Source organism: Kocuria sp. cx-455, from assembly GCF_057707085.1.
The window spans coordinates 110,725-132,744 of record NZ_JBYIPM010000004.1 but is presented as its reverse complement, the minus strand read 5'-3'; the positions used below and the strand labels follow the sequence as shown (position 1 = coordinate 132,744).

Genomic DNA, 22,020 nt, shown 5'->3' with positions numbered 1-22,020 from the left:
GTCACCCCATGAGTTACCTGGATCATGCAGCCACTACCGCGCCGCGCCGCGAAGTGATCGAGGCGATGTGGCCGTGGCTCACCCAGAATTTCGGCAACGCGTCCAGTCATCACGAACGTGGCCAGCGCGCCGCTCGCGCACTGGATGACGCCCGCGAGCGCATCGCCGCCGTTTTGGGAGCCAGCCCAAGTGAGATCATTTTCACCTCGGGCGGCACCGAAGGGGATAATTTGGCGGTCAAGGGCATTGCGTTGGCTCGCAGGCAGCGCCGGCCGGAGCTGAACCGGGTCCTGGTGAGTTCCATCGAACACGACGCCGTTCTGGAATCCGCCCGCTCACTCGCGCAGTACGAGGCCTTCACCGCCGTGGAGTTACTCGTGGATTCGGTGGGTTTCGTCTCCCCGGACACCTTCCGTGCCGCCCTGGCCGAGGGCGACGCCGCCCGCCCCGGATCCGGTAGCACCCCGGGTCCCAGCTCGGTTGCCGTGGCATCCGTGATGCTCGCGAACAACGAGATCGGAACCGTGCAGAACATTCCCGAGCTCGCCCGGATAGCCGCGGAGTTCGCAGTTCCACTGCACACGGACGCCGTCCAGAGCGCGGCAACTCTTCCGTTGGACGTGAACGAACTCGGCGTCAGTGCGCTGAGCCTGGCGGGTCACAAGTTCGGCACCCCTCAGGGCATCGGACTGTTGTGGGTCAAACGCGGCACTCCCCTGCGCACGCTCATGAGCGGTGGCGGCCAGGAACGAGGGCGGCGCTCGGGCACCTCCAACGTGGCCGGCGCCGTGGGGTTGGCCACCGCCCTCCAGCTGGCGGAGCGGGAACGGGAGGAATACACCGCTCGGGTCACCGCACTGCGGGATCGTCTGATCGACGGGATCCTCGGTTCCGTGCCGGGCGCACTTCTCACCGGCCCGAACCCGCGTGACACGGGCGCGATGTGGGGGCTGAACGGGACCTCACGCCTGCCGAACAACGCATTCTTCTGCTTCCCCGGCGTGAACGGTGAGACCGTGCTCGTGGATCTGGAGAATCAGGGCGTATTGGTCTCATCCGGGTCCGCGTGCGCGACCGGCTCCTCGGAACCGTCCCACGTGCTCACGGCCCTGGGGGTCCCCGCGGAGGTGGCCACCACGTCCGTGCGCTTCAGCCTGGGCAGGGAAACCTCCGAGGCCAACATCGACAACGCGATTCGCGCCACCGCGCAGATCATCGCGCGGCTGCGCGGTGGCGCACACTGATCCGCACGCTGCGGACCCCGCTGATTCTTACGGCATGACCTCGTACGGCGGGGTCTCACCGTGTGCCATGGCCACGGCATTCTCGGCGGCCATGCGCGCCATGCCCGAGCGTGAACCGACCTCGGCGGAGCCCACGTGAGGCAATAAGAAGGCATTGGGCAGCTCGGCCAGCCCCTCGGCCAGCTGCGGCTCGTTCTCGAACACGTCCAACCCGGCGGCAAAGATCTCACGGTCTCGCAGCGCTCTAACCAATGCATTTTCATCAACTACCGGGCCGCGCGCCGTATTCACCAACACCGCGGTGGACTTCATCCGCTGCAGCACGTCCGCGTCGATCAGATGGGTGGTGTCCTCCGTGAGCGGCACGTGCAGCGAGATGTAATCACTGGTCTCGATCAGTTCGTCCCACGGCACCTGGCTCACGCGTCCGGCCAGATCTCCCAACTCGTCGTCGGACACCGGGCGGTCCTCGGGTGGGCGCTGCGTGAAGATCACGTTCATGCCGAACCCGAGGGCCCGATGGGCCACGGCTTTACCAATGCGCCCCAGGCCCGCGATCCCCAACGTGGCACCGGTGATGTCCTGGCCCACCAGCAGGTTGGGTCTCAAGCCCTTGAACTTCCCCTCCCGCAGGTACTCGGAGGCCTCATACGCCCGGCGGGCGGCACCCAGCAGCAGGAGCATGGTGGTGTTCGCGGTGGCTTCATTGAGCACGTCCGGGGTATTGCCCACGGCGATCCCAAGGTCTGCGGCAGCGGCCACGTCGATGTTGTTGTAGCCCACCGCGTAGTTGGCGATTCCGCGGATCTTGGCTTGGGCCAGCAGCTCGGCGTCGAACGTGTCGGAAACCTGCGGGAGCACCACATCGTACTCGCCGCTTGTCACGGCCTCGCGCAGTTCGTCGGCGCTCATACCGTCCTTGATCACGACGTCGCCCGCATCCTTCAGGATGGACGGTCCCGGCTCCGGGATCTCTCGGGTGACCAGAAAACGATGTGTACTCACGAACTCTCCTCAGGTGTGGAAACGGCTTGGGGAAGACGAAACCCCGCGCGGCAACGGATGCTGCCGGGCGGGGTTTCGATTCACCTCACAGGGGTGAAGTGCGGGTTGGAATCCGCAATCAGATGAGGGACTTGGCGCCGGTGCGAGCCTTCTCGAAACGCTCTGCGACATCTGCCCAGTTGACGATGTTCCAGAAGGCCTTGACGTAGTCGGCCTTGACGTTCTGGTAGTCCAGGTAGAAGGCGTGCTCCCACATGTCCAGCTGCAGCAGCGGGATCGTGGCAACGGGAACGCCGTTCTGCTGGTCGTACATCTGCTCGATCACCAAGTTGCCGGCGATGGGCTCGTACGCCAGGATCGCCCAACCGGAGCCCTGAATGGTGGTGGCTGCGGCGGTGAAGTGGTCACGGAAGTTGTCGAAGGAGCCAAAGAAGTTGTCGATGGCTGCCGCGAGCTCGCCCTCGGGCTTGTCGCCGCCCTCCGGGGAGAGGTTCTTCCAGAAGATGGAGTGGTTGATGTGGCCACCCAGGTTGAACTGGAGATCCTTGGAGAGCTTGGCGGCACCGGCAGCATCACCGTTGGCGCGAGCCTCTTCCATCTTTTCCAGCGCAGTGTTGGCACCGGTCACGTAGGTGTTGTGGTGCTTGTCGTGGTGCAACTGCATGATCTGAGCCGAGATGTGGGGCTCCAGAGCGGCGTAGTCATACGGGAGATCGGGCAGAGTGAACTTTTCAGCCACAGAGAATCATCCTTCCTAGCGCTTGGTGTTGATATTTCCACCTAACGCCAGGGCACTCGGCAGGGTCAAGAAGGTTCAGCCACTAGCGTAGGAAAGATACTTTCCATGTCATAAGCCGTCATCCGGATGTCTTATTCTCGTGTGCGTGCCTGATTCATCAGAAAAGAACCACACCGCTCCCGGCCTCATCATCGCGGCGCGCACCGAGCACGCCCAGGGCATCGTCGACCTGCGCAATCGGATTGCCAGATGGCTCCAGGGGCGCGGAATCGACCAGTGGCGGGAGGGCGAATTCGACCCGGTGGATGTCGCCGAGGAAATCGGGCGCGACGAGTGGTGGGTCATTGAATCCCCTGAGGATCCCACCGTGGTGCTGGCGAGTGTGCAGGTGCTGTGGGAGGACCTGAGGATCTGGGGTGTACAGGAGGAGCCCGCCGGTTACGTGCACGGAGTGGCCGTGGATCGTTCGCTACGCGGTACCGGCACGGGCCCGGCGCTGGTGCGCCACGCGGAGAAGGTCACGCAGGACTCGGGCCGCCACATGGTGCGCCTGGACTGCGATGTGAACAGCCCGCGGCTGGCCGAGTTCTACCAGGGCCTGGGTTATCAATCCTGCGGGACGCAGAATTTCTACGTGGCCCACCAGGATTTCCACGTGACGGTGCTTCGCCACGAACTTCGGCTGGACTGATCCCCGGATCAACCGCGACCTGAAAAAAATTTTCACGCTTCCTCGGCCGCTGCTCCTTCGCCGGAAAACATGTCGCGCATGTTCCGACCTGCGGTGCGCACGAACCGCCGAGCCACCAGCTGCGTCAGGGTCTTCTTCCACCACGGCGATCCGGTCAAGCGATACATCGCATCCACCGCGACCAAGGTGCCCTCCCCGTGAGGCTTCCAGGAGTACTCGATGGTGACCTCCACGAATCCCTTGGTGGTTCGCTGAACGAAAGACACACCGGGGGTGCGACAAGCCACGATCATCACGTAGTCGAAGGACAGCGGCCCCACATTGGCCGTGAACTCCATGGCATCGCCCACGTCCATCGGCGCACAAGGATCCGCAGGTGCCGTGAGTTCTAAGTTGTGCCACGTGGCGATGGACCCGGGCGCCAAGAGCGCACGTTCGAACTCACCAGCGCTCACCGAGACAATGTCCTGCGTGCTGATGAGAAATCCGTGCGGTATGTCCATTTCATGCATGGTCGATCCCCTAGATCATTCCCCGGACGCAGCTTCTCCCAGGCTCCCGGCCAGCCCGCCGGTGGATCTACGCCTGCCGCGTCAATGTCTACAATCATGGCCCAGCATTCTTGGAAATCCCTCCGCGCCGGGCCCGAATTTTTGTGCACAGGGGTGGAGAAAGTTATCCACAGGTGTGGACGGGGTTGTGAATAGTTCGAAGACGTATCCGAGCACGGATGACAAAGAACATTTATTTCGATGGAAACTACCGCAATTCCGGGGGATTTTGGGGGCTTCCACTCGAACACATCTGCATGACACGGGTGGAATCACACCCGTGTGAGTTATCCACCATGTGGACAACTCTTGTGGATAACTGTCGACCCGGTGGTGAAAGAGAAACCTGTCCAGCCCGTCGGGCGGGATCTTGCGATGTCAGCGGCGGGTATCAGGCAGGGTGCCCACCCGTGTGCACGCCACCTCCGCGTTCTCCCCGCTGGGGATCACCCGGATCCACCAAAAGCCGTGGGCGTCCAGCAGAATGCCGCGGCGCAGGTCAAGGGTGTTGTTGCCATGCAGTTCCACACCCGTGGGTAGGAATCCGGACAGCGTTTCCCCGGTCACGAACTGTGACCAGTCACTGAAGTTGGCAAGGCACAACACGACACTGTGTTCCCCGGGGCGTTGGTAGCCCAGTACGTGCGGGTTGTGGGTGTCGAAGGGGATCAACCGGGTGCCGTCGAACTCCTCGGTCTGTTGCCGGACCGAGATCATTCGTTGCATGCCGCCGAAAATGCGCCCTTGGACGGAGAAGAGGTCGTGGCGCCGATCGTAATCGGCCGCCGAATATTCCGGTCGATGGACCCAGCGGGCATCGAGAGCGTTGTCCGGGTTGCGGTCCCACTCCGGGTCGTTGAGCTGGCCCACCTCGTCCCCCAGGTAGATCAAGGGAATTCCGCCGGTGCTCATGGCGAGCGAATAGGCCAAGAGGATGCGATCCGCCGCCGGGCCGGGCTCGGTATCCAAACCCATGAGCGACGCCGTAGTGCCGCAGATCCGGCAGTCACCGGTGCGCGGGTTGTCCTGGAACGCCACACCGTGGGCAAAGCTGCCCTCGAAGCGGCCGGTGTAGAAACCGTTGAGGAAGCGGCGGTGATCGTGCCCGTTGATCCCCAGCCGGGCGGCGTCCTCGTCCGAAAACGTCCAGCCGATGTCATCGTGACTGCGCACGTAATTGACCCAGGCGGTCCCCCCGGGAGTGTTGTGCCGCTCGTTGAGTGCCAGTTGCAGCAGGGCGACCTTGCGGGTCGCGCTGGCCTCCCATCCAAGAGCCATTTGCAGCGGGTTGTACGACAACGCGCACTGGTCGGTGTGGATGTAGCGGATCACCTCGTCCGGGTGCACGATGGCCTCGGACTTGAACTCCGTGGCGGGGGCGGCCAGTTTGACCATTGCGTTGAACGCGCGCAGCAGATCGTGGACCTGCGGCTGGGACTCGCACGTAGTTCCCAACTGCTTCCAGATGAACGCCACGGCATCCAGCCGCAACACCTGCGCGCCCTGATTGGCCAGGAACAGCATTTCGGACGCCATGGCCCGGAACACCGCGGGATTGGAATAGTTCAGATCCCACTGGAAGCGGTGGAACGTGGTCCACACCCAGCGGGAATCCTCTTCCACACCACTGGCGGCGCGGCCGGCGGGGGTCGCATCCACTCGGGTGAACACCCCCGGATGGTCATCAGGGAAGATCTCGCGGGCGGTTTCCTCGAACTGGGCGGGTACGGTGCGGTCCGGATACATCCAGTAGAACTGCTCGTAGAACGGGTCCCCCGCCGCGGCGGCCTTGGCCCATTCGTGTTCGTTGGAGGTGTGGTTGAAAACGAAGTCCAGCACCAGGGCTATGCCCTCCGCACGCAGGTCTTTCGCGAGTTCCGCCAGGTCGTGCATGGTGCCCAGGCTCGGATCCACACGCCGATAGGAGGACACGGCGTAGCCGCCGTCAGAATTGCCCTCGGGGGCTTCGTACAACGGCATCAGGTGCAGGTAAGTGAGCCCCAATTCCTTGAAGTACGGGATGCGCTCACGCAATCGGGCGATGTCCCCGGCGTAACGGTCTACATAGCAGACGCCGCCCACGGCCTGCCGGGACAGGAACCAGGACGGCTCCGCCTCCCGGTCCCGATCCAGGGTCTTGAGATCGACCGGACGCTGCGCGTAAGAATCCCACGCGGTGAGTACACTCGCGGCCACCAGGTTCCAGAAGTCCGCGCGATGCCCGTAAACGGCGCGCAGTCCGCTCACGAGTTGACCGGCACGGGCACTGAGTCGGCGCAGAAAGATCTCGCGATCGGCCGTGCAGACACGATCATCCTGAGCCAGCCGCCGTTTCATGGCGCCGATGAGCTCGTCATGGCTCGTCACGGTCGGGAGGATTATTTCTTGTTGCACCACAGTGGTCTCCTCGGTCTCCTCACGGCAATAGATCTGTGAGGTGGTTCCGAGCTCGAGATCCCCCTTGACGCCGAGCCCTCGCGGACAATGCCACCATCCAGTGGATCGTGGCTTTCCCAGCATAAACATGATTGTTAGTGCCCTAACAATGTGACACGTAGCATTGCATTCCGTTACCCCACGTTTACTGCACAGGTTGTGCACAGAGTTATCCACAGGTGTGGAAAGTGCGGCGTGTCGAATGAGAAATGACCTGCTCGAATACCGTATTCGAGCAGGTCAACTCCGGTTTACCAGAGGACCCACCAACTGTGGACAACCCCTGTGGAAACTAGGACTTGTAGCCGTTCTCCGACAACCATTCAGCCGCAGCATCGGCCGGGTTCATTTGCTGTTCACCGCTGACCTTACGATTCAGGTCAATCAGATCCTGCGTGGCCAGCTTGCCCGAGAACTCGTTCAGGGCGTCCTGCGCCTCCTGCGGCAGACGATCCGGGGCGGTCAGCGGCAAGACCTGCTGCGCAATGAAGTTGTTCTTGGGATCCTCCAGAACCACCAGGTTCTCGTCCTCGACGGCCGGGGTGGTCGTGAAGATGTTGGCCACCTGCACATCACCGCTGGTGAGGGCCTGCACGGTCAGAGGACCTGAGCCGTCATTGATGGGCTCGAAGGACTTGAAGGTGCAGTTGTATTTCTCCTCCAAGCCTTTGACGCCATAGGCGCGTTCCTGGAACTCGGGCGGGCCCGCCATGATGAACTCACCGCACACCGGGGCCAGATCCTCGATGGACGCCAACGAGCGCTCATCCGCGGTGGCCTGAGTGACCACCAGCGAATCCTTGTTCTCGGCGTCCGCTGCCTCCAACACGGACAGACCTTCGGTTTCCAGGGCGCCCGGAAGCGCGCTCATGATGTCCTCGGCGGAAGACTGGGTGGCCTCGGGGTCCGCGAAGAGCAACAAATTCCCGGAGTAGTCCGGAACCACATCCACCGAGCCATCCTTGATCGCCCCGGTGTAGGCCTCGCGAGCACCGATCCCCGTGTTGGTCTCGACCTCCAGACCGGCGTCCCGCAGAACACCCGCATACAGTTCCGCGACCACCTGGGACTCGGGAAAGTCCGCCGAGCCCACGGTGACGGTCTCCGGGGACCCGCCCGAAGCGGCGTCGTCCCCGGAATCATCGAGCGGATCGGAACCGCCGCCGCACGCGGTGAGCACCAGCGTCAGTGCAAAGAGCCCGGCCAGCCACGCGCCCGCGCGCCGGAAAAGGGAAATGTTCATGAGCGTTCTCCTGCCAATCTGAGCCCCGGTGAGGTCACCAGGCGTTGAATCAGAGCCAAAATTGCATCGGCGGCGAGCGCGAGCACCGCCACGAGCACCACGGAAGCCAGCATGCGCGCGTAGTCACGCACGGCCAGCCCGTCGATCAGGTATCGACCCAGGCCGCCCAGGTTGATGTAGGCCACGATGGTTACGGTGGCGAGCACCTGCAGCGCGGCGTTGCGGATACCGCCCAGGATCACGGGCAGTGCCACGGGGATCTCCACGCGCGTGAGCGTCTGGCGTTCGGTCATCCCCATGGCTCGGGCGCCGTCCACGAGCGCGGGCGATACCGAGGCCACACCCGAATACGTACCGGACAGGATGGGTGGGATCGCCAGCAGCACGAGCGCCAGAATGGGCGGCAGGAGACCCAGCCCCATGAGCAGGGTGAACAGGGTCAGCAGACCCAGCGTGGGCAGTGATCGCAGCGCGCCGGTGATGCCGACCACCACGCCGCTGCCGCGCCCGGTGTGGCCCACCCACAGGCCCAGCGGTACGGCGATGATCAGTGCGATCGCCATGGTGAGGGCGGTGTAGCCCAGGTGCTCGAGCATGCGTTGCGGGATGCCGGCGGCGCCGGTCCAGTTCATGGGATCGGTGAGAAATGCCAGGGCCTGATCGATCAGGTTCATGCTTTCGCACCTCCGGATTCGACCCCGGCGATGGAACGGGCGCGCTGGGAGTCCTCGTCCCCGGCCTCGTGGTCGTGGCTCGCGACGGGACGCTGATCCGCGCCCGTGCCGTGCCCCTTACGATTCGGGTTCGCGGTGCTGACCTGACCGGCACGGCGCCATCGAGTCAGCACGTGACCGATCAGGCGCAGCAGTTGGTCCAACACCACGGCCAGGATCACGGTGGCCACAATGCCCACCAGGATCTCGGACATGATGGAGCGCCGCAGGCCATCCGTGAACAGCGTGCCCAAGGACTGGATTCCGATCACCGCACCCACGGACACCATGGAAATATTGGACACCGTGGCCACCCGCAACCCCGCGATCATCACGGGCACCGCCAAGGGGAGTTCCACGCCGAAGAATCGGCGCACCGGCTTGTACCCCATGGCGGTTGCTGCCTGCAGGATGTCCTTGTCCACAGCCTCGAACGCGTCCACGCACGAGCGCACCAGAATGGCGATCACGTACAGGGTCAGCGCCACGATCACGTTGATCAGCGAGGTCACTTGCGTGCCCAGAATCAGGGGCAGCACCACGAACAGCGTGAGCGAGGGAATCGTGTACAGCAGCGACGATCCGGTCACGAACAGCGGCCGCAACCACGTGCTGCCGGCGGCCAACCGGGCCAGGGGGACGGAAATCAGCAATCCCACCACCACGGGAACCACCGATTGCAGCAGGTGGGTGCCCGTGAGTTCGAAGACCGTGGGCCAATTGTTCGACAGCCAGTTCACGGCCGCTCCCGCCGGTCGGAGCGTTCGTTACGTTGGTCCTCAATGGCGCGCATGATTTCGTCGCCGCGCAGGATCCCGGCCACGGTGCCATCCTCATGAACGGCCACGGCTTGCCCGGACGGCGAGGACAGCGCGGCGTCCAGGGCGGTACGCAGCGAATCACCGGCGTGCCACAGGGTGCCGCCCACGCGCAGTTGCTCGCGCGGGGCCGGGGTGCCGGCATCGTCCACGGGCAGCCAGCCCAGCGGCGCGTTGCGTTCATTGACCAGCAGGATCCAGCCCTCCGACGACGCCGCGCCCGCGCCGATTCCTGCGGCCGCGTGCGTGGCGCCGTGAGCGGAGTCGACCCGCGAGCGCTGACCGGTGTCCGCGTGGAACACCGTGACGGGATGAACCGTCACCGGGGCGCGGTCGAAGGTCAGGGACCGGAAGCCACGGTCACGGCCGATGAAATCCGCCACGAAGTCATCGGCGGGCGCGCGCAGTAGTTCTTCCGGGGTGGCGTATTGGGCCAGCTTGCCGCCGCGGGCGAACACGGCCACGCGGTTGCCCAGGGTGATGGCCTCGTCGATGTCGTGGGTGACGAACACGATGGTGCGGTGCAGTCGCTTCTGAAGGTCCAGGAGTTCGCGCTGCAGGTCCTGGCGCACCACGGGGTCCACCGCGGAGAAGGGTTCATCCATGAGCAGGATGGGCGGATCGGCCGCGAGCGCTCGGGCCACGCCCACCCGCTGCTGCTGTCCGCCGGACAATTGCGCCGGGTAGCGAGTGGCCAGTGACTCGTCCAAGCCCACGGAGCCGAGCAGTTTGCGGGCGTTGTCACGCGCGGTGGACTTGGCCACCCCGTTCAACCGGGGAACGGTGGCGATGTTGTCCTCCACCGTTCGATGGGGCATGAGCCCGGACTGCTGCATCACGTAGCCCATGGAACGGCGCAGTTGCGCGGCCGGAACGTCCGCCACGTTGCGGCCGTCAATCTCCACGGTGCCGGAGGTGGGTTCCACCATGCGGTTGAGCATCCGCAGAGAAGTGGTTTTGCCGCAGCCGGATGGGCCTACGAACACGGTGAGTGAGCCGGTGGGGATCTCCAGATCCAAGTGATCCACGGCGGTGGTCCCGTTGGGATACACCTTGCTCACGCCTGAATAACGAATGGCCGTTTCGGTCATGCCCTGAAGTCCCTTCCGTGGCGTGCGTTTATCCTATCCACGGAAATCATCAGCGTGCTCCGTTATGTCACGGTGTTGTCCGCGTTTATTTTTCAGATCCGTCCTGACCCAGGAACTCGGCCGGGATGCGGTCTGCACCGGCGACGTCCGTGAGCAGCCGCGGGTCAAGGGGAACCCCGCGGCGCAGCACACTGATGCCGCCCCCGGGTTCCTGAAGTACGCACGCGATCTCCTGATATGAACGGATACCCGCTCTGCGCAATGCGCCGTGCAATTCCCCCGGGGTGATGTGAGAGCGCTTGAGCGTTTTCTCCTGAATTTGCGGCCCGATCATGAGCAACCGCGCCGGGCTGTTCATGAGCCTCTGCACCCGCAACGACGAGCGCAATTGCCCGAACACGGCCTCCAGAATGAACAGGGTGGCAAGGCCCAGGATGCCGCTGGTCAGCGTGGGCGGGTGGCCCAGGATCACGCGACCGGCCACCGAACCGAGCATGACCGTGATGACCACGTCAAAGGTGGACATGGCCATGAGCACGCGCTGACCGAAGATCCGCACGAACACGAGGAACGCCAGGTAGATCCCCACCGCGGACAGGACCACGGCAATCGCGTGGGCTCCGGTGATCCCCAGTTCTTCCATCAGCTGGTCGGGTAGCGAGACGTTCATGGGCATGGCCCCAGATTAGGCCCGCTCACTCGGCCGTCGAGAACTGCGTTTCGTACAGTTCCGCGTACCGGCCGTTGACCTCGAGCAATTGCCGGTGCGTGCCGCGCTCCACGATCCGGCCGGCCTCGATCACCAGAATCTGGTCGGCCTGCCGAATGGTCGAAAGTCGGTGGGCGATCACGATGGCCGTGCGCCCAATCATTGCTTCGCTCAGGGCGGCCTGCACGTGGGCCTCGTTGGTGGAATCCAGCGCGGAGGTGGCCTCGTCCAGGATGACCACGCGTGGCTGGGCAAGCAGCAACCGGGCAATGGTCAGGCGTTGACGCTCACCGCCGGAGAGCCGGTAGCCGCGCTCCCCCACCACGGTGTCCAGTCCGTCCGGGAGGGATTCGATCACGTGCTTCATGCGGGCGCGGTCCAGGGCGTGCCAGAGGTCCTCGTCGGTGGGCTCCGGCCGGGCCAGGGCCAAGTTGGCGCGAATGGTGTCGTGGAACAAGTGACCGTCCTGCATGACCATGCCCACGGTGTCCCGCAGGGATTCGAAGGTGGTGTCACGGACATCCTGGCCGCCCACTCGCACGGCGCCGCCGTCGACGTCGTACAGACGCGCCACCAGCTGGGCGATCGTGGACTTACCTGCGCCCGAGGACCCCACCAGGGCCACGGTGTGACCGGGTTGGGCGTTGAAGGAAATCCCGTGCAGTACTTCCTCACCGCCGCGCGAGTCGAGGACCGCCACGTCCTCCAGGGAGGCCAGCGAAACCTGGTCTGCCGAGGGATAGGCGAAGTGGACGCCGTCGAACTCCACGGACGCGGGGCCCGGTGCGATGGCGCGGGCATTCGGAGCCTCACGGATGAGGGGCTTGATGTCCAAGACCTCGAACACGCGCTCGAAGCTCACTACGGCGCTCATGATGTCCATGTGGGCGTTCGCCAACATAGTCAATGGCGTATATAGCCTGGTCAAAAGCATGCCCAGGGTGACCACGGCGCCCGCGTCCAGATGACCCAGGATCGCCTGTGCACCGCCCACCCCGTACACCAGCGCGAGCGCCAGAGCCGAGACCAAGGTCAGCGCGGTGACGAACGTGGTCTGCAGCATGGTGGTGCGAATGCCCACATTGCGCACGCTTGCCGCGCGTTCGGCGAACTGCCGGGACTCACTCGAGGGGTCGCCGTAGAGCTTGACCAGCGTGGCACCACCCGCGGCAAAACGCTCGGTCATGCGGATGGACATCTGCGCGTTGTACTGCGCGGATTGCCGTTGCAGACCGGCTAGTCGTCCACCCATGGCGCGGGCGGGAATCAAGAAGATGGGGAGCAACAGCAGGGACAAACCCGTGACCTGCCACGAGATGGTCACCATGACACCCACGGTGAGCGCCAGCGACACCACGTTGGAGACCACACCGGACAGTGTTCCGGCGAAGGCGCGCTGCGCGCCGATCACATCGGTGTTGAGCCGGGAGACCAACGCGCCCGTGCGGGTTCGGGTGAAGAAAGCGAGCGGCATGGTCTGCACGTGGTCGTACACGGTGGTGCGCAGGTCGTAGATCAAACCCTCACCCACACGCGAGGACAACAGGCGATTGAGCACGGACAGACCGGCGTCCAGCAGTGCCACGATGGCAATCACCACGGCCAGCCACACCACGGCAGAGACGTCCTGACCGCCAGTGATGGCGTTCACCACGCGCCCCGCGAGGACCGGCGTCACCACGCCGAGGATCGCCAGCGCCACCGAAACAACAATGAACAGCGCAATGGTTTTGCGATGCGGGTGAGCGAAAGCCAGGATGCGCTTGATGGTGGCACCGCTGATCTTGCGTCCCTTGTACTCCTGGCCTTTGACGGTGCCCATCATGACCCGGTACGAACTGTTATTCATGCTCACCCCGCCACTCTAGACCCGTAAAAGAGGGGCAAGGAGCCGCTGTACCGCGGGCGAGCAAGTGGCACGCGGGGCGTCCGTTGCGGAGGCTGAGCGCGCCCGAGAAAGGGTGCTCACATCAATAGGTACTTGAAGCAGCTGGGCGATCAGACGATCGAGCGCAGACCCCTCGCCGCGTCCTCGACCGGTCCACAATTGAGCGCCCGGCCGATCTCGACGAGCTGCCCCACTTGCTCACAGCTCAGCCGGTCGAAGACGATCTCTCGCACGTGACGCACGTGAGCGGGCGCGGCCTGCTGGATGCGCTCGATGCCGGCGTCGGTGATTTCGGCAATGACCACGCGACGGTCATCGAGGCGACCTTCACGGGTGACCAGACCGGCCTTTTCCATGCGCGCCACGATGCGGGAGAGCCGCGACTGGGAGGTATTGGTGGCCGCCGCGAGTTCGGACATGCGGTGTCGATGGTCGGGGGCTTCGGAGAGCATCGCCAGAACCAGGTATTCCGCCAGGGACATCTCTTCCTCGCTGCGCAGCTGCGTTTCCACGGCACCGGGCAGCCGGAACATGATCGACACGAGCGCCAGCCATGCTTCGCGCTCGTCCTCGGACAACCATTCTGTATCGCTCATAACCTCGATTCTAGGTGGAATATATTGACGCGGCAAATATTGTCCCCTACAGTTGCTTGCAACAGAAACTATTTTGTAAGGAAGTAACTACCATGAGCATGACCGTTCTCGACCGTCATGAGATATCCTCGGTCCCCCGCTCGGCCGCGCAACCGCGCTGGCAAGACGGTGACGCGCCGTTGCCTTCCATTTACCTGAGCCACGGCTACCCGGGCCTGCTCGATGACGCGCTCTGGCTCTCGGAACTCTTCGAGTGGGCCATGACCATGCCCAAGCCGCGCGGCGTGGTGGTGGTATCCGCTCACTGGGAGAACGCTCCCACCTCCATCACCTCGCCCACCGCCAACACCCCGTTGGTCTACGACTTCGGTGGGTTCGAGCAGCGCTTCTACGAACTCATCTACCCCACCCCGGACGCCTCAACCCTGGGTGCGCGCATCGCTGCGATGATGCCGGACAGCGAGTCCCTGCACGTCGACCACAACCGCGGCTTGGACCACGGCGCATGGGTGCCGCTGCGCGCGATGTACCCGCTGGCAGACGTCCCCGCGCTGCAGGTCTCGATGCCCACGCACTCCCCCGAGCGCCTCATGGACCTGGGCCGTCACTTGCGCCAGTTGCGTCAGGAGGGTTACCTGGTGATCGGTTCCGGTTTCATGACGCACGGTATGCCATCGCGTCAGCTGCTGTTGGGGACCACGGCCCAGCCCGAGTCCTGGTCCGTGGACTTCGATTCGTGGGCCGCCCAGTTACTCGCCGACGGCGATGTGGCCGGCCTGTCCCGCTTCCGCACCGACGCCCCGGGCATGCCGCACGCCCACCCCACCGTGGAGCACTTCACGCCGTTGTTCATCACACTGGGCGCCGCCGATGATCCCGAGGGCCCAGTCAAGACCACGGTCGAGGGCTACAAAATCGGTCTGTCCAAGCGCTCGTTCCAGCTCGCGTAGCTCGTCGACGATCGGCGACGCCGCTCGCCCGCCCTACGCGGGCAGCGTGCGGTTGCGTCCGGCGAGCGCCACGAACACACCCTGGAGGATGATCACTCCGAGAATCGTGAGCAGCGGAATGGTCCAGGTTCCCGTGGAATCACGCAGCACGCCGATCATGACCGGACCCAGTGCGGCCAGCAGGTAGCCGATGCTCTGCGCCATGGAGGACAGTCCGGCCGCCTGGTGGTAATCCACGGTCCGCAGCCCGAACAGCGCCATGGCCAGGACGATGGCCCCGCCGGTGCAGAAGCCGATGAACAGCGCCCATACCAGTGACAGCCCGGGCATGGTCAGCAGCCCGATCACACCGATCACGGCCGAACTGGTGAACAGGATGCCCAGCCCGGACTGACTGCGGGTCCTGGGGATCATGGCCGCCGCGAAGAGGGTGCCCACCAGCCCGCACGCCTGGAACGCGAAGTGGTACCACCCTGCCGCAACCGCGCTCGTACCGTTGAACACCTGCACCGCCGGAAGCCACGTGACCATTGTGTAGTACACGGTCGACTGCAGCCCCATGTACGCGGTGACCTGCCAGGCCAGCGCCGAACCCAAGGGGAGTTTGGCGTGGCGGCGAGCGGGCGGCGTCGTCCGCAAAGCGCCGTGTTCGTCGCGCAGGTCGGGGCGGCCGGGCAGGTCCGTGGTGGGTTTGCGGCGACCCAGGATCCACGGCAGGAACACGGCCAGACCGATGATCGCCGTACCCGCCCAGATCCCCAGCGCGAAGCGCCAGCCGGACGGGGCCATCTGCGCAATGGGGACCACCACGCCGGAAGCAAGCGCCGCCGTGAGCGCGGTGACCGACTGGTACACGCCGGTCATGGGGCCGATCTTGTGCGGCCAATCGCGTTTGATCAGCGAGGGGATCAGCACGTTCATCACCGCAATGGCGGCCCCCAGCAGCACGGTGCCGATCCAGATGAAACCGGGCCCGGACGTGGAGCGAATGACAACGCCCAGCGCCAGCACGGCGAGCGCCAGACCCAGGACACGTTCCAACCCGAGGCTCTCGGCAAGCCGCGGCGCGAACGGTGAGATCACGGCGAACGCAATGAGCGGCAGACTCACGAGCAGCGACGCCTCGAACCCGGTCAACCCACCCTGTTGTTCGATCTCCGGGAGCACGGGGCCCACCGCGGTAATGCCGGCGCGCAGGTTCGCGCCCAGCAACAACACCCCCACCAGCAGCAAACCGGCACGGTGGCCGCGGTTGACCGGGGGCTGAGCGGGACGCTCGGGCATGGATGGACCACCTCTCTAGGACGTCATGCCACCATAATGGGAACCATGGATTCCATGGACACCTGGCCCACCCCCGTTACCGTTGATGACCGGGATTTCGACCTCAAAGCCATGCAGCAGCTACGACGCGGTCCGTCCGCGACCGCGACGCCCGCCGACGTCGCTTCCGACGCCGCTGCGTCCGGTACCAGCGCGGCGGCGGCCGCGCCAGCCAAGGTGGGCACCCGCGAGAAGCTCGCCAATTCCATGATCTTGGTGATCCCGCTGGTGTCGGCGCTGGCCATCGTGCTGTGCTGGATGCGTTACGCGGACAGCGACAACGGCCTGTGGTTGGGGGCGATTGCCGGGATCCTGGTACTGGCCGCGATCACGTGGATCTCCAGCGTGAAGAAGGCCTTCGCCCGCGCGCAGGGTCACCTGGCCACCCGCCTGCCGGGAGTGATCGGCTACGGCGTGGGCATCATTCGCGAGGTGGATGTGGAATCACCCTTCGACGAGAACGGCGTCTCGGACACCGTCACCGCTCACCTGGTGCTGTCCGTGAACCCGGTGCAGGGCCCCGGGTTCCAAGCGCCGGTGGATGCCGTGTACAACACCTCGGACTCCGAGAAACTCACCGTGGGAGCGCACGGCCCGGTGCGCTACCTGCGCTCCGATCCCGGAAACACCGTGAGCATCGAAACCCGCCTGGACGATACGCGGATCCGCCAGATCTATCAGGGTGCGGCGATGAACTAGCCATCCCACGTGCACATCGTGGATATGCCAACGGCCTCTTACCGGAAGGTGAGAGGCCGTTTTCGCGACGACGCAGCGGCGTCGTCGTCGGGGGAGGAGCTATTTGACCTGATGCGGGTCCTGATTGCCGTGCGCGGCAGGGCGCGAACCCGACTTGTCGGCCAGGTTGGCGCGCAGCGGGGAGGAGCCCATGCGCTTGGACGGCTTCTCGTCCTTGATGGAAGCCGCAGACTTCGCCTTGGAGGGGGCGGGCACGGTCTCCTGCTGCTCAGTGTCTACGTCAGGTTCAATCACCACGCGGGTGCCGTTGTCCACCGAGGAGCGCTTGAATTCGCGGGGGGCGCGAGGAGTGTCGTTGACCTCAGTGATCGAGACGGCCATGACGTTGAGCACGATACCCAGAATCACGAAAATCCACGCCGCCACGGGCACGGAACCGAGCGCGAACAGCAGACCGATCACCACCAGGGCGATGGAGGTGATGTACGCGGGAGTCTTGACACGGCGGAAGTTGAACTTCATACCTCTATTTGATCATGACTGGCTGACATACACCTGACGCCCATGACTTCTCTCATAACTTAACTGCTTGTCAGGGCCGCGTGCACGGGAGTTCACTGAAACCAGTTTCCCTACGAAAGGATTTTCATGCCTCGCAATGCAACTCTGACCCTCAATGACGGCAACGTCATTCCCCAGTTCGGCTACGGCGTGTGGCAGGTCGACCCGGACGTCGCCGAAAAAGTGGTGACCAAGGCCCTCGAGACTGGGTACCGCCACATCGACACCGCCAAGATCTACGGCAACGAAGAAGGCGTGGGCCGCGCCATCGCGAAGAGCGGCATTGCCCGCGAGGACCTGTTCATCACCACCAAGCTGTGGAACGACGACCAGGGTTACGACTCCGCGCTGAAGGCCATCGATGGTTCCCTGGAACGTCTGGGCCTGGACTACGTGGACCTGTACCTCATTCACTGGTCGCAGCCGAAGAAGGGTAAATATCTGGAGACCTGGAAGGCATTCCAGGAGATCAAGAAATCGGGCAAGGCCCGGTCCATCGGTATCTCGAACTTCGGTGAGGATGCCTTCCAGGACATCATCGACACCGGTGACATTCCCGCCGCGCACCAGATCGAGCTGCACCCCTACTTCAACCAGCAGGCCATGCGCGATCTGGATGCGAAGTACGACATCGTGACCGAGGCCTGGTCCCCGCTGGGTCAGGGCAAGGCCGACCTGCAGGACGAGACCATCGCCCAGATCGCCAAGGCTCACGACGCCACCCCGGCTCAGGTCATCATTGCGTGGCACCTGGCCATCGGCAACGTGCTGTTCCCCAAGTCCGTGACTCCCGAGCGCATTGAGGAGAACTGGGCCGCGCAGGACCTCACGCTCAGCTCCGAGGAGATCACCCTGATCGACGGCCTCACCCGTGACGACGGCCGCATCGGCTCCGCCCCGGAGGACTTCAACGACTGATCACTAGTGCCGCAGTGAAACGGCCCCGGTTCCAGCAATGGATCCGGGGTTGTTTTTCCACTGTTGAGGCTGCGACCCGCCCTTCGCGTAAGCCCAGCCGCCGGGCAGAAAACCGGACCGCGCACCGCCGACCAGGCCCGCAAGTGTCGCATTCGCTCCCCCAACAGGTGCAGAATTGGACGTTATGACACACAACACCCCGGGAGAGCCGCGCGCCACAACCGTGCCGGTGACCCCCAATTCGCACATAGCTCCGCAGGATCCCAGCGGAAAAACATTCTTCGGCCAGCCGCGCATGCTGTCCCACCTGTTCAGCGTGGAGATGTGGGAGCGTTTCTCCTTCTACGGCATGCAGGGCCTGGTCCTGTACTACATGTACTACGCCGTCACGGACGGCGGTCTCGGAATCCCCGAGAACGTGGCCGTGGGCATCGTGGGAGCGTACGGCGGTAGCGTCTACCTCAGCTCGATCCTGGGCGCGTGGGTCGCCGACCGGCTGCTCGGTTCCGAACGGACCATGTTCTACTCCGCGCTGCTCATCATGGCGGGTCACATATCACTGGCTCTGATCCCCAATGTGGTCGGTCTGGCCATTGGCCTGATCTGCATTGCCATTGGCTCCGGTGGCCTGAAAACCACGTGTGTCGACATGGTCGGCCACCTCTACGAACGCGAAGACCCACGCCGTGACGCCGGCTTCTCGCTCTACTACATGGGCGTCAACATCGGCGGTCTGGCCGGTCCTCTGCTGACCGGTGCCGCCTGGAACGCCTGGGGTTTCCACTTCGGCTTCGGCCTGGCCGCGATCGGCATGGCCATTGGTCTGATCCTTTACACGCGCGCTCGCCGCAAGCTCCCCCAGTCGATGCACCACGTGCCCAACCCGCTGCCCCGCTCGGAGTACGGCAAGTGGATCGCCATTGCGCTGGCCGCCCTTGCCATCATCATCGTGGCCGCGCTGCTCGGCATCCTGAACGCGGCAAACCTCGCCAACGTCATCACCGTGGTGGTCATCCTCGCGGCCATCGCGATTTTTGCCCTGCTGCTGCGCGACAAGGATCTCAGCTCGGACGAGCACTCCCGCGTGACGTCCTTCATCCCCATGTTCATTGCCACCGCGGCATTCTTCGCGTTGTTCCAGCAGCAGTTCACGGTGATCGCGATCTACGCGGACACCCGCCTGAACTTGAACCTCTTCGGTTGGGAAATGCCCCCGTCCTGGGTCCAGTCGATCAACCCCGTGTTCATCATCCTGTTGGCACCCGTGTTCGCCGCAGCATGGACCAAGCTGGGCCGCCGCCAACCCCCCGCCCCGGTCAAGTTCGGGCTGGCGTTGCTGCTCATCGGCGCCGCGTTCCTGACCTTCCTGCCCATGGTGGGCCGCGTATCCGTTCCGTTGTTGTGGATCGCCTTGATCTTGCTGATCGCCACGCTCGGTGAGCTCATGCTCTCCCCCGTGGGCCTGTCCCTGACCACCAAGCTGGCTCCGAACAAGTACCCGGCCCAGATGGTGGCCCTGAACAACCTGGCGGTCTCACTCGGTACCACGCTCTCCGGTGTGCTCGCGGTCTACTACACCTCCGACACCGAAGGCGCATACTTCGGCACGCTGGGCATCATCACCGCGATCCTGGGTATAGTCCTGCTCCTGCTGGCCAAGCCCATCACGCGCCTCATGCGCGGCGTCCGGTAATTTTCCGCCGCCGACGCCGCTCCGGCCGTTGCGAGCGCCCCGCACCTCTCGGCGAGGTACGGGGCGCTCTGTACACCGTGTTGCCCTAGGCAAGTGTGACGGCAATCGCCTACATTGACCTCACGTAGCAATTACGTTCGGCACCCCATCACGACCCTCGGTCTCACAGCCGGTTATGGACAACGCCCACATGTAGCAAGAGGTACTCATGAGCAACGAAACATCCTCCGGCCAAGGTGCCTCGGCGGCGTCGGCGGACGTCAAAGGCAACGATCCGAAGACCGGCGAATCCCACGAACTGAAACGGGTCATGGGACCCGGCCTACTGCTGTTGTTCATTGTGGGCGACATCCTGGGCACCGGTGTCTATGCACTGACCGGCAACATTGCCGGCGAAATCGGCGGTGCCGCCTGGGCACCCATCCTGATCGCGTTCGTGGTGGCCACCATCACAGCATTCTCCTACCTCGAACTGGTGACCAAGTACCCCGGTGCCTCGGGCGCCGCGCTGTACACGCACAAGGCTTTCGGCATTCACTTCATGACCTTCCTGGTGACGTTCGCGGTGTTGTGCTCCGGCCTGACATCGGCCGCTACCGCCTCATCCGCGGTGGCGTCCAACTTTGCCAAGGGCTTCCACCTGGATTTGAGCCCATTCGGCATCACCGTGGTGGCCATGGTGTTCCTGGGCATCCTGGCGCTCATCAACCTGCGTGGCGTGTCCGAGTCCGTGAAACTCAACGTGGTGCTCACCTGCATTGAACTCACGGGCCTGCTGATCGTGATCCTGGTCGGCTTCTGGGCCGCATCCCAGGGCGAGGCGGACTTCAGCCAAACGGTGGTGTTCGAAACCTCCGAGGACAAGGGCATTTTCATGGCCCTGACCGCGGTGACCTCCCTGGCGTTCTTCTCGTTCGTGGGGTTCGAGGATTCGGTCAACATGGTCGAGGAGACCAAGGACCCCACCAAGAACTTCCCCCGCGTCATGCTGCTGGGCCTGAGTATCACCCTGGTGGTTTACATTCTGGTCTCGGTCTTCACCGTGGCGATCGTTCCCATCGGTCAGCTCGGCGAATCCACCACCCCCCTGCTGGACGTGGTCCGCATTGGCGCACCCGGTATCCCGATCGACGCCATTTACCCGTTCCTGACCATCATTGCGGTGGCCAACACGGCGTTGATCAACATGCTCATGGCGTCTCGTTTGCTGTACGGCATGGCCCGCCAGGGTGTGATTCCCGGGATCCTCGGAAAGGTGCTCCCGGGGCGCCGCACGCCGTGGACCTCCATCATCTTCACCACGGTGTTGGGAATGTTGCTGATCCTGATCGTCAACAACTTCATGGGTAAGTCGACCGCCTCCGCACTGGGCGGGACCACCGCGTTGCTGTTGTTGGCCGTGTTCACCGTGGTCAATATCGCGGCCGTTATCTTGCGCCGCGACAAGTCCCAGGAAAACCACGCTTATTTCCACGCCCCCAAGGTACTGCCCTACCTGGGCGTCATCACCTGTGCCTACCTGCTGGGCCCGTGGGCGCAGGACCCCATCGAGTACCAGATTGCCGTGATCCTCATTGGTCTGGGTGTGGCCCTCTGGCTGCTGAACTTCCTGTACGACCGCCTGTTCACGGGCCGCCGCACACGGTTCCAGCACCCCGAAGATCTCGCACACCTCGAAGACACCGACCGCTAACCGCATACGTTCCACACGCCCCAGGGAGACACCCATGAGCATTGTTGTCGGCTACCTGCCCACCCCCGCCGGACGAGCCGCCCTGCGGGCAGGCATCGACGAAGCGAAACTGCGCTCCAGCAAGCTGGTCATCGTCCAGGCCCCCGCACCCAAGCAACGCTTCGGGCGCCCAGCAGAGCAGGCCTCACCGGCCGCATCTGCGGAAGACCAAGAACTTCTGGCCGAGAGCGGTATCGAGCACGAGTTGGTGTCCGTTCACCCGGACAGCGACCCCGCGGACGCCATCCTGGACGCATGTGAACGCGTCACCGCCGAGTTGCTGGTCATCGGCACGCGCAAGCGCACACCGGTGGGCAAGCTCATCATGGCGCCCACCACTCAGCGCATCCTGCTGGAGGCCTCATGCCCGGTGCTGTGCGTTAAAGCGGGTTACACCGTGGACGACTGAGTTCTTCAGCC

General features: G+C 64.1%; 21 protein-coding genes. 8 read left to right on the top strand and 13 right to left on the bottom strand.

Annotation, left to right across the window (positions count from 1 at the left end; translation table 11 throughout):
- Window positions 1-8 precede the first annotated feature (8 nt).
- Window positions 9-1,244, top strand: a complete 1,236-nt coding sequence (locus AC3ENJ_RS07615; RefSeq protein ID WP_431813604.1) for a cysteine desulfurase family protein — start codon at window positions 9-11, stop codon at window positions 1,242-1,244.
- Window positions 1,245-1,271: 27 nt separating this feature from the next.
- On the opposite strand, the gene AC3ENJ_RS07610 is transcribed toward AC3ENJ_RS07615, so the two are convergent.
- On the bottom strand, window positions 1,272-2,249 hold the full coding sequence (locus tag AC3ENJ_RS07610) for a 2-hydroxyacid dehydrogenase (protein ID WP_431813603.1): 978 nt from the start codon (window positions 2,247-2,249) through the stop codon (window positions 1,272-1,274).
- A 118-nt stretch (window positions 2,250-2,367) separates the two neighbouring features.
- Complete coding sequence (locus AC3ENJ_RS07605) at window positions 2,368-2,988, bottom strand: superoxide dismutase (RefSeq protein ID WP_190781027.1); 621 nt, start codon at window positions 2,986-2,988, stop codon at window positions 2,368-2,370.
- Window positions 2,989-3,133: 145 nt separating this feature from the next.
- Between AC3ENJ_RS07605 and AC3ENJ_RS07600 the strand changes: the two genes are divergently transcribed.
- Window positions 3,134-3,679, top strand: a complete 546-nt coding sequence (locus AC3ENJ_RS07600) for a GNAT family N-acetyltransferase (RefSeq protein WP_431813602.1) — start codon at window positions 3,134-3,136, stop codon at window positions 3,677-3,679.
- Window positions 3,680-3,711: 32 nt separating this feature from the next.
- On the opposite strand, the gene AC3ENJ_RS07595 is transcribed toward AC3ENJ_RS07600, so the two are convergent.
- From AC3ENJ_RS07595 to AC3ENJ_RS07555, 9 genes are all read right to left on the bottom strand, one after another.
- A complete protein-coding gene (locus tag AC3ENJ_RS07595) occupies window positions 3,712-4,191 on the bottom strand; it encodes a hypothetical protein (protein WP_431813601.1) in 480 nt (159 codons plus the stop codon).
- 417 nt (window positions 4,192-4,608) lie between these two features.
- A complete protein-coding gene (locus tag AC3ENJ_RS07590; protein WP_431813600.1) occupies window positions 4,609-6,627 on the bottom strand; it encodes an amylosucrase in 2,019 nt (672 codons plus the stop codon).
- Between the two features lie 331 nt (window positions 6,628-6,958).
- Window positions 6,959-7,909, bottom strand: coding sequence for an ABC transporter substrate-binding protein (locus tag AC3ENJ_RS07585; RefSeq protein WP_431813599.1), 951 nt, complete (start codon window positions 7,907-7,909; stop codon window positions 6,959-6,961).
- Entirely contained in the window at window positions 7,906-8,583 is a 678-nt protein-coding gene (locus AC3ENJ_RS07580) for an ABC transporter permease (RefSeq protein ID WP_190781030.1), read from the bottom strand. Before AC3ENJ_RS07580 ends, AC3ENJ_RS07585 begins: the two co-directional genes overlap by 4 nt.
- Complete coding sequence (locus tag AC3ENJ_RS07575; RefSeq protein ID WP_431813598.1) at window positions 8,580-9,362, bottom strand: ABC transporter permease; 783 nt, start codon at window positions 9,360-9,362, stop codon at window positions 8,580-8,582. The genes AC3ENJ_RS07580 and AC3ENJ_RS07575 overlap by 4 nt, the downstream gene beginning before the upstream one ends.
- Complete coding sequence (locus tag AC3ENJ_RS07570) at window positions 9,359-10,531, bottom strand: ABC transporter ATP-binding protein (protein ID WP_431813597.1); 1,173 nt, start codon at window positions 10,529-10,531, stop codon at window positions 9,359-9,361. The genes AC3ENJ_RS07575 and AC3ENJ_RS07570 overlap by 4 nt, the downstream gene beginning before the upstream one ends.
- An 85-nt stretch (window positions 10,532-10,616) precedes the next feature.
- Window positions 10,617-11,207 carry a DUF421 domain-containing protein gene (locus tag AC3ENJ_RS07565; protein ID WP_223841707.1) on the bottom strand — a complete coding sequence of 197 codons (591 nt, stop codon included), beginning with the start codon at window positions 11,205-11,207 and terminating at the stop codon, window positions 10,617-10,619.
- A 19-nt stretch (window positions 11,208-11,226) separates the two neighbouring features.
- Entirely contained in the window at window positions 11,227-13,089 is a 1,863-nt protein-coding gene (locus AC3ENJ_RS07560; RefSeq protein WP_431813696.1) for an ABC transporter ATP-binding protein, read from the bottom strand.
- A gap of 149 nt (window positions 13,090-13,238) precedes the next feature.
- Window positions 13,239-13,724: a MarR family winged helix-turn-helix transcriptional regulator gene (locus AC3ENJ_RS07555; RefSeq protein WP_431813596.1), complete on the bottom strand. Its 486-nt coding sequence runs from the start codon at window positions 13,722-13,724 to the stop codon at window positions 13,239-13,241.
- A gap of 92 nt (window positions 13,725-13,816) precedes the next feature.
- Here AC3ENJ_RS07555 and AC3ENJ_RS07550 point away from each other — a divergent pair, with 92 nt between their 5' ends.
- Window positions 13,817-14,674, top strand: coding sequence for a dioxygenase family protein (locus AC3ENJ_RS07550; protein WP_431813595.1), 858 nt, complete (start codon window positions 13,817-13,819; stop codon window positions 14,672-14,674).
- A 33-nt stretch (window positions 14,675-14,707) separates the two neighbouring features.
- Here AC3ENJ_RS07550 and AC3ENJ_RS07545 read toward each other — a convergent pair whose 3' ends face one another.
- The gene (locus tag AC3ENJ_RS07545) at window positions 14,708-15,958 is read right to left on the bottom strand and encodes a CynX/NimT family MFS transporter (protein ID WP_431813594.1); all 1,251 of its coding nucleotides are present in this window, start codon (window positions 15,956-15,958) and stop codon (window positions 14,708-14,710) included.
- A 45-nt stretch (window positions 15,959-16,003) separates the two neighbouring features.
- Here AC3ENJ_RS07545 and AC3ENJ_RS07540 point away from each other — a divergent pair, with 45 nt between their 5' ends.
- Entirely contained in the window at window positions 16,004-16,696 is a 693-nt protein-coding gene (locus AC3ENJ_RS07540) for a hypothetical protein (RefSeq protein WP_431813593.1), read from the top strand.
- A gap of 99 nt (window positions 16,697-16,795) precedes the next feature.
- Here AC3ENJ_RS07540 and AC3ENJ_RS07535 read toward each other — a convergent pair whose 3' ends face one another.
- On the bottom strand, window positions 16,796-17,218 hold the full coding sequence (locus AC3ENJ_RS07535; protein WP_431813592.1) for a hypothetical protein: 423 nt from the start codon (window positions 17,216-17,218) through the stop codon (window positions 16,796-16,798).
- A gap of 126 nt (window positions 17,219-17,344) precedes the next feature.
- Between AC3ENJ_RS07535 and AC3ENJ_RS07530 the strand changes: the two genes are divergently transcribed.
- The 4 genes from AC3ENJ_RS07530 to AC3ENJ_RS07515 all read left to right on the top strand — a co-directional run bounded on the left by AC3ENJ_RS07530 (window position 17,345) and on the right by AC3ENJ_RS07515 (window position 22,009).
- Window positions 17,345-18,175 (top strand): aldo/keto reductase, encoded by an 831-nt coding sequence (locus AC3ENJ_RS07530; protein ID WP_431813591.1) that lies wholly within the window; start codon window positions 17,345-17,347, stop codon window positions 18,173-18,175.
- 184 nt (window positions 18,176-18,359) lie between these two features.
- Window positions 18,360-19,868: a peptide MFS transporter gene (locus AC3ENJ_RS07525; RefSeq protein ID WP_431813590.1), complete on the top strand. Its 1,509-nt coding sequence runs from the start codon at window positions 18,360-18,362 to the stop codon at window positions 19,866-19,868.
- A gap of 208 nt (window positions 19,869-20,076) precedes the next feature.
- Window positions 20,077-21,561 carry an APC family permease gene (locus tag AC3ENJ_RS07520; protein ID WP_431813589.1) on the top strand — a complete coding sequence of 495 codons (1,485 nt, stop codon included), beginning with the start codon at window positions 20,077-20,079 and terminating at the stop codon, window positions 21,559-21,561.
- Between the two features lie 34 nt (window positions 21,562-21,595).
- Window positions 21,596-22,009, top strand: coding sequence for a universal stress protein (locus AC3ENJ_RS07515; RefSeq protein WP_190781040.1), 414 nt, complete (start codon window positions 21,596-21,598; stop codon window positions 22,007-22,009).
- Window positions 22,010-22,020 lie beyond the last annotated feature (11 nt).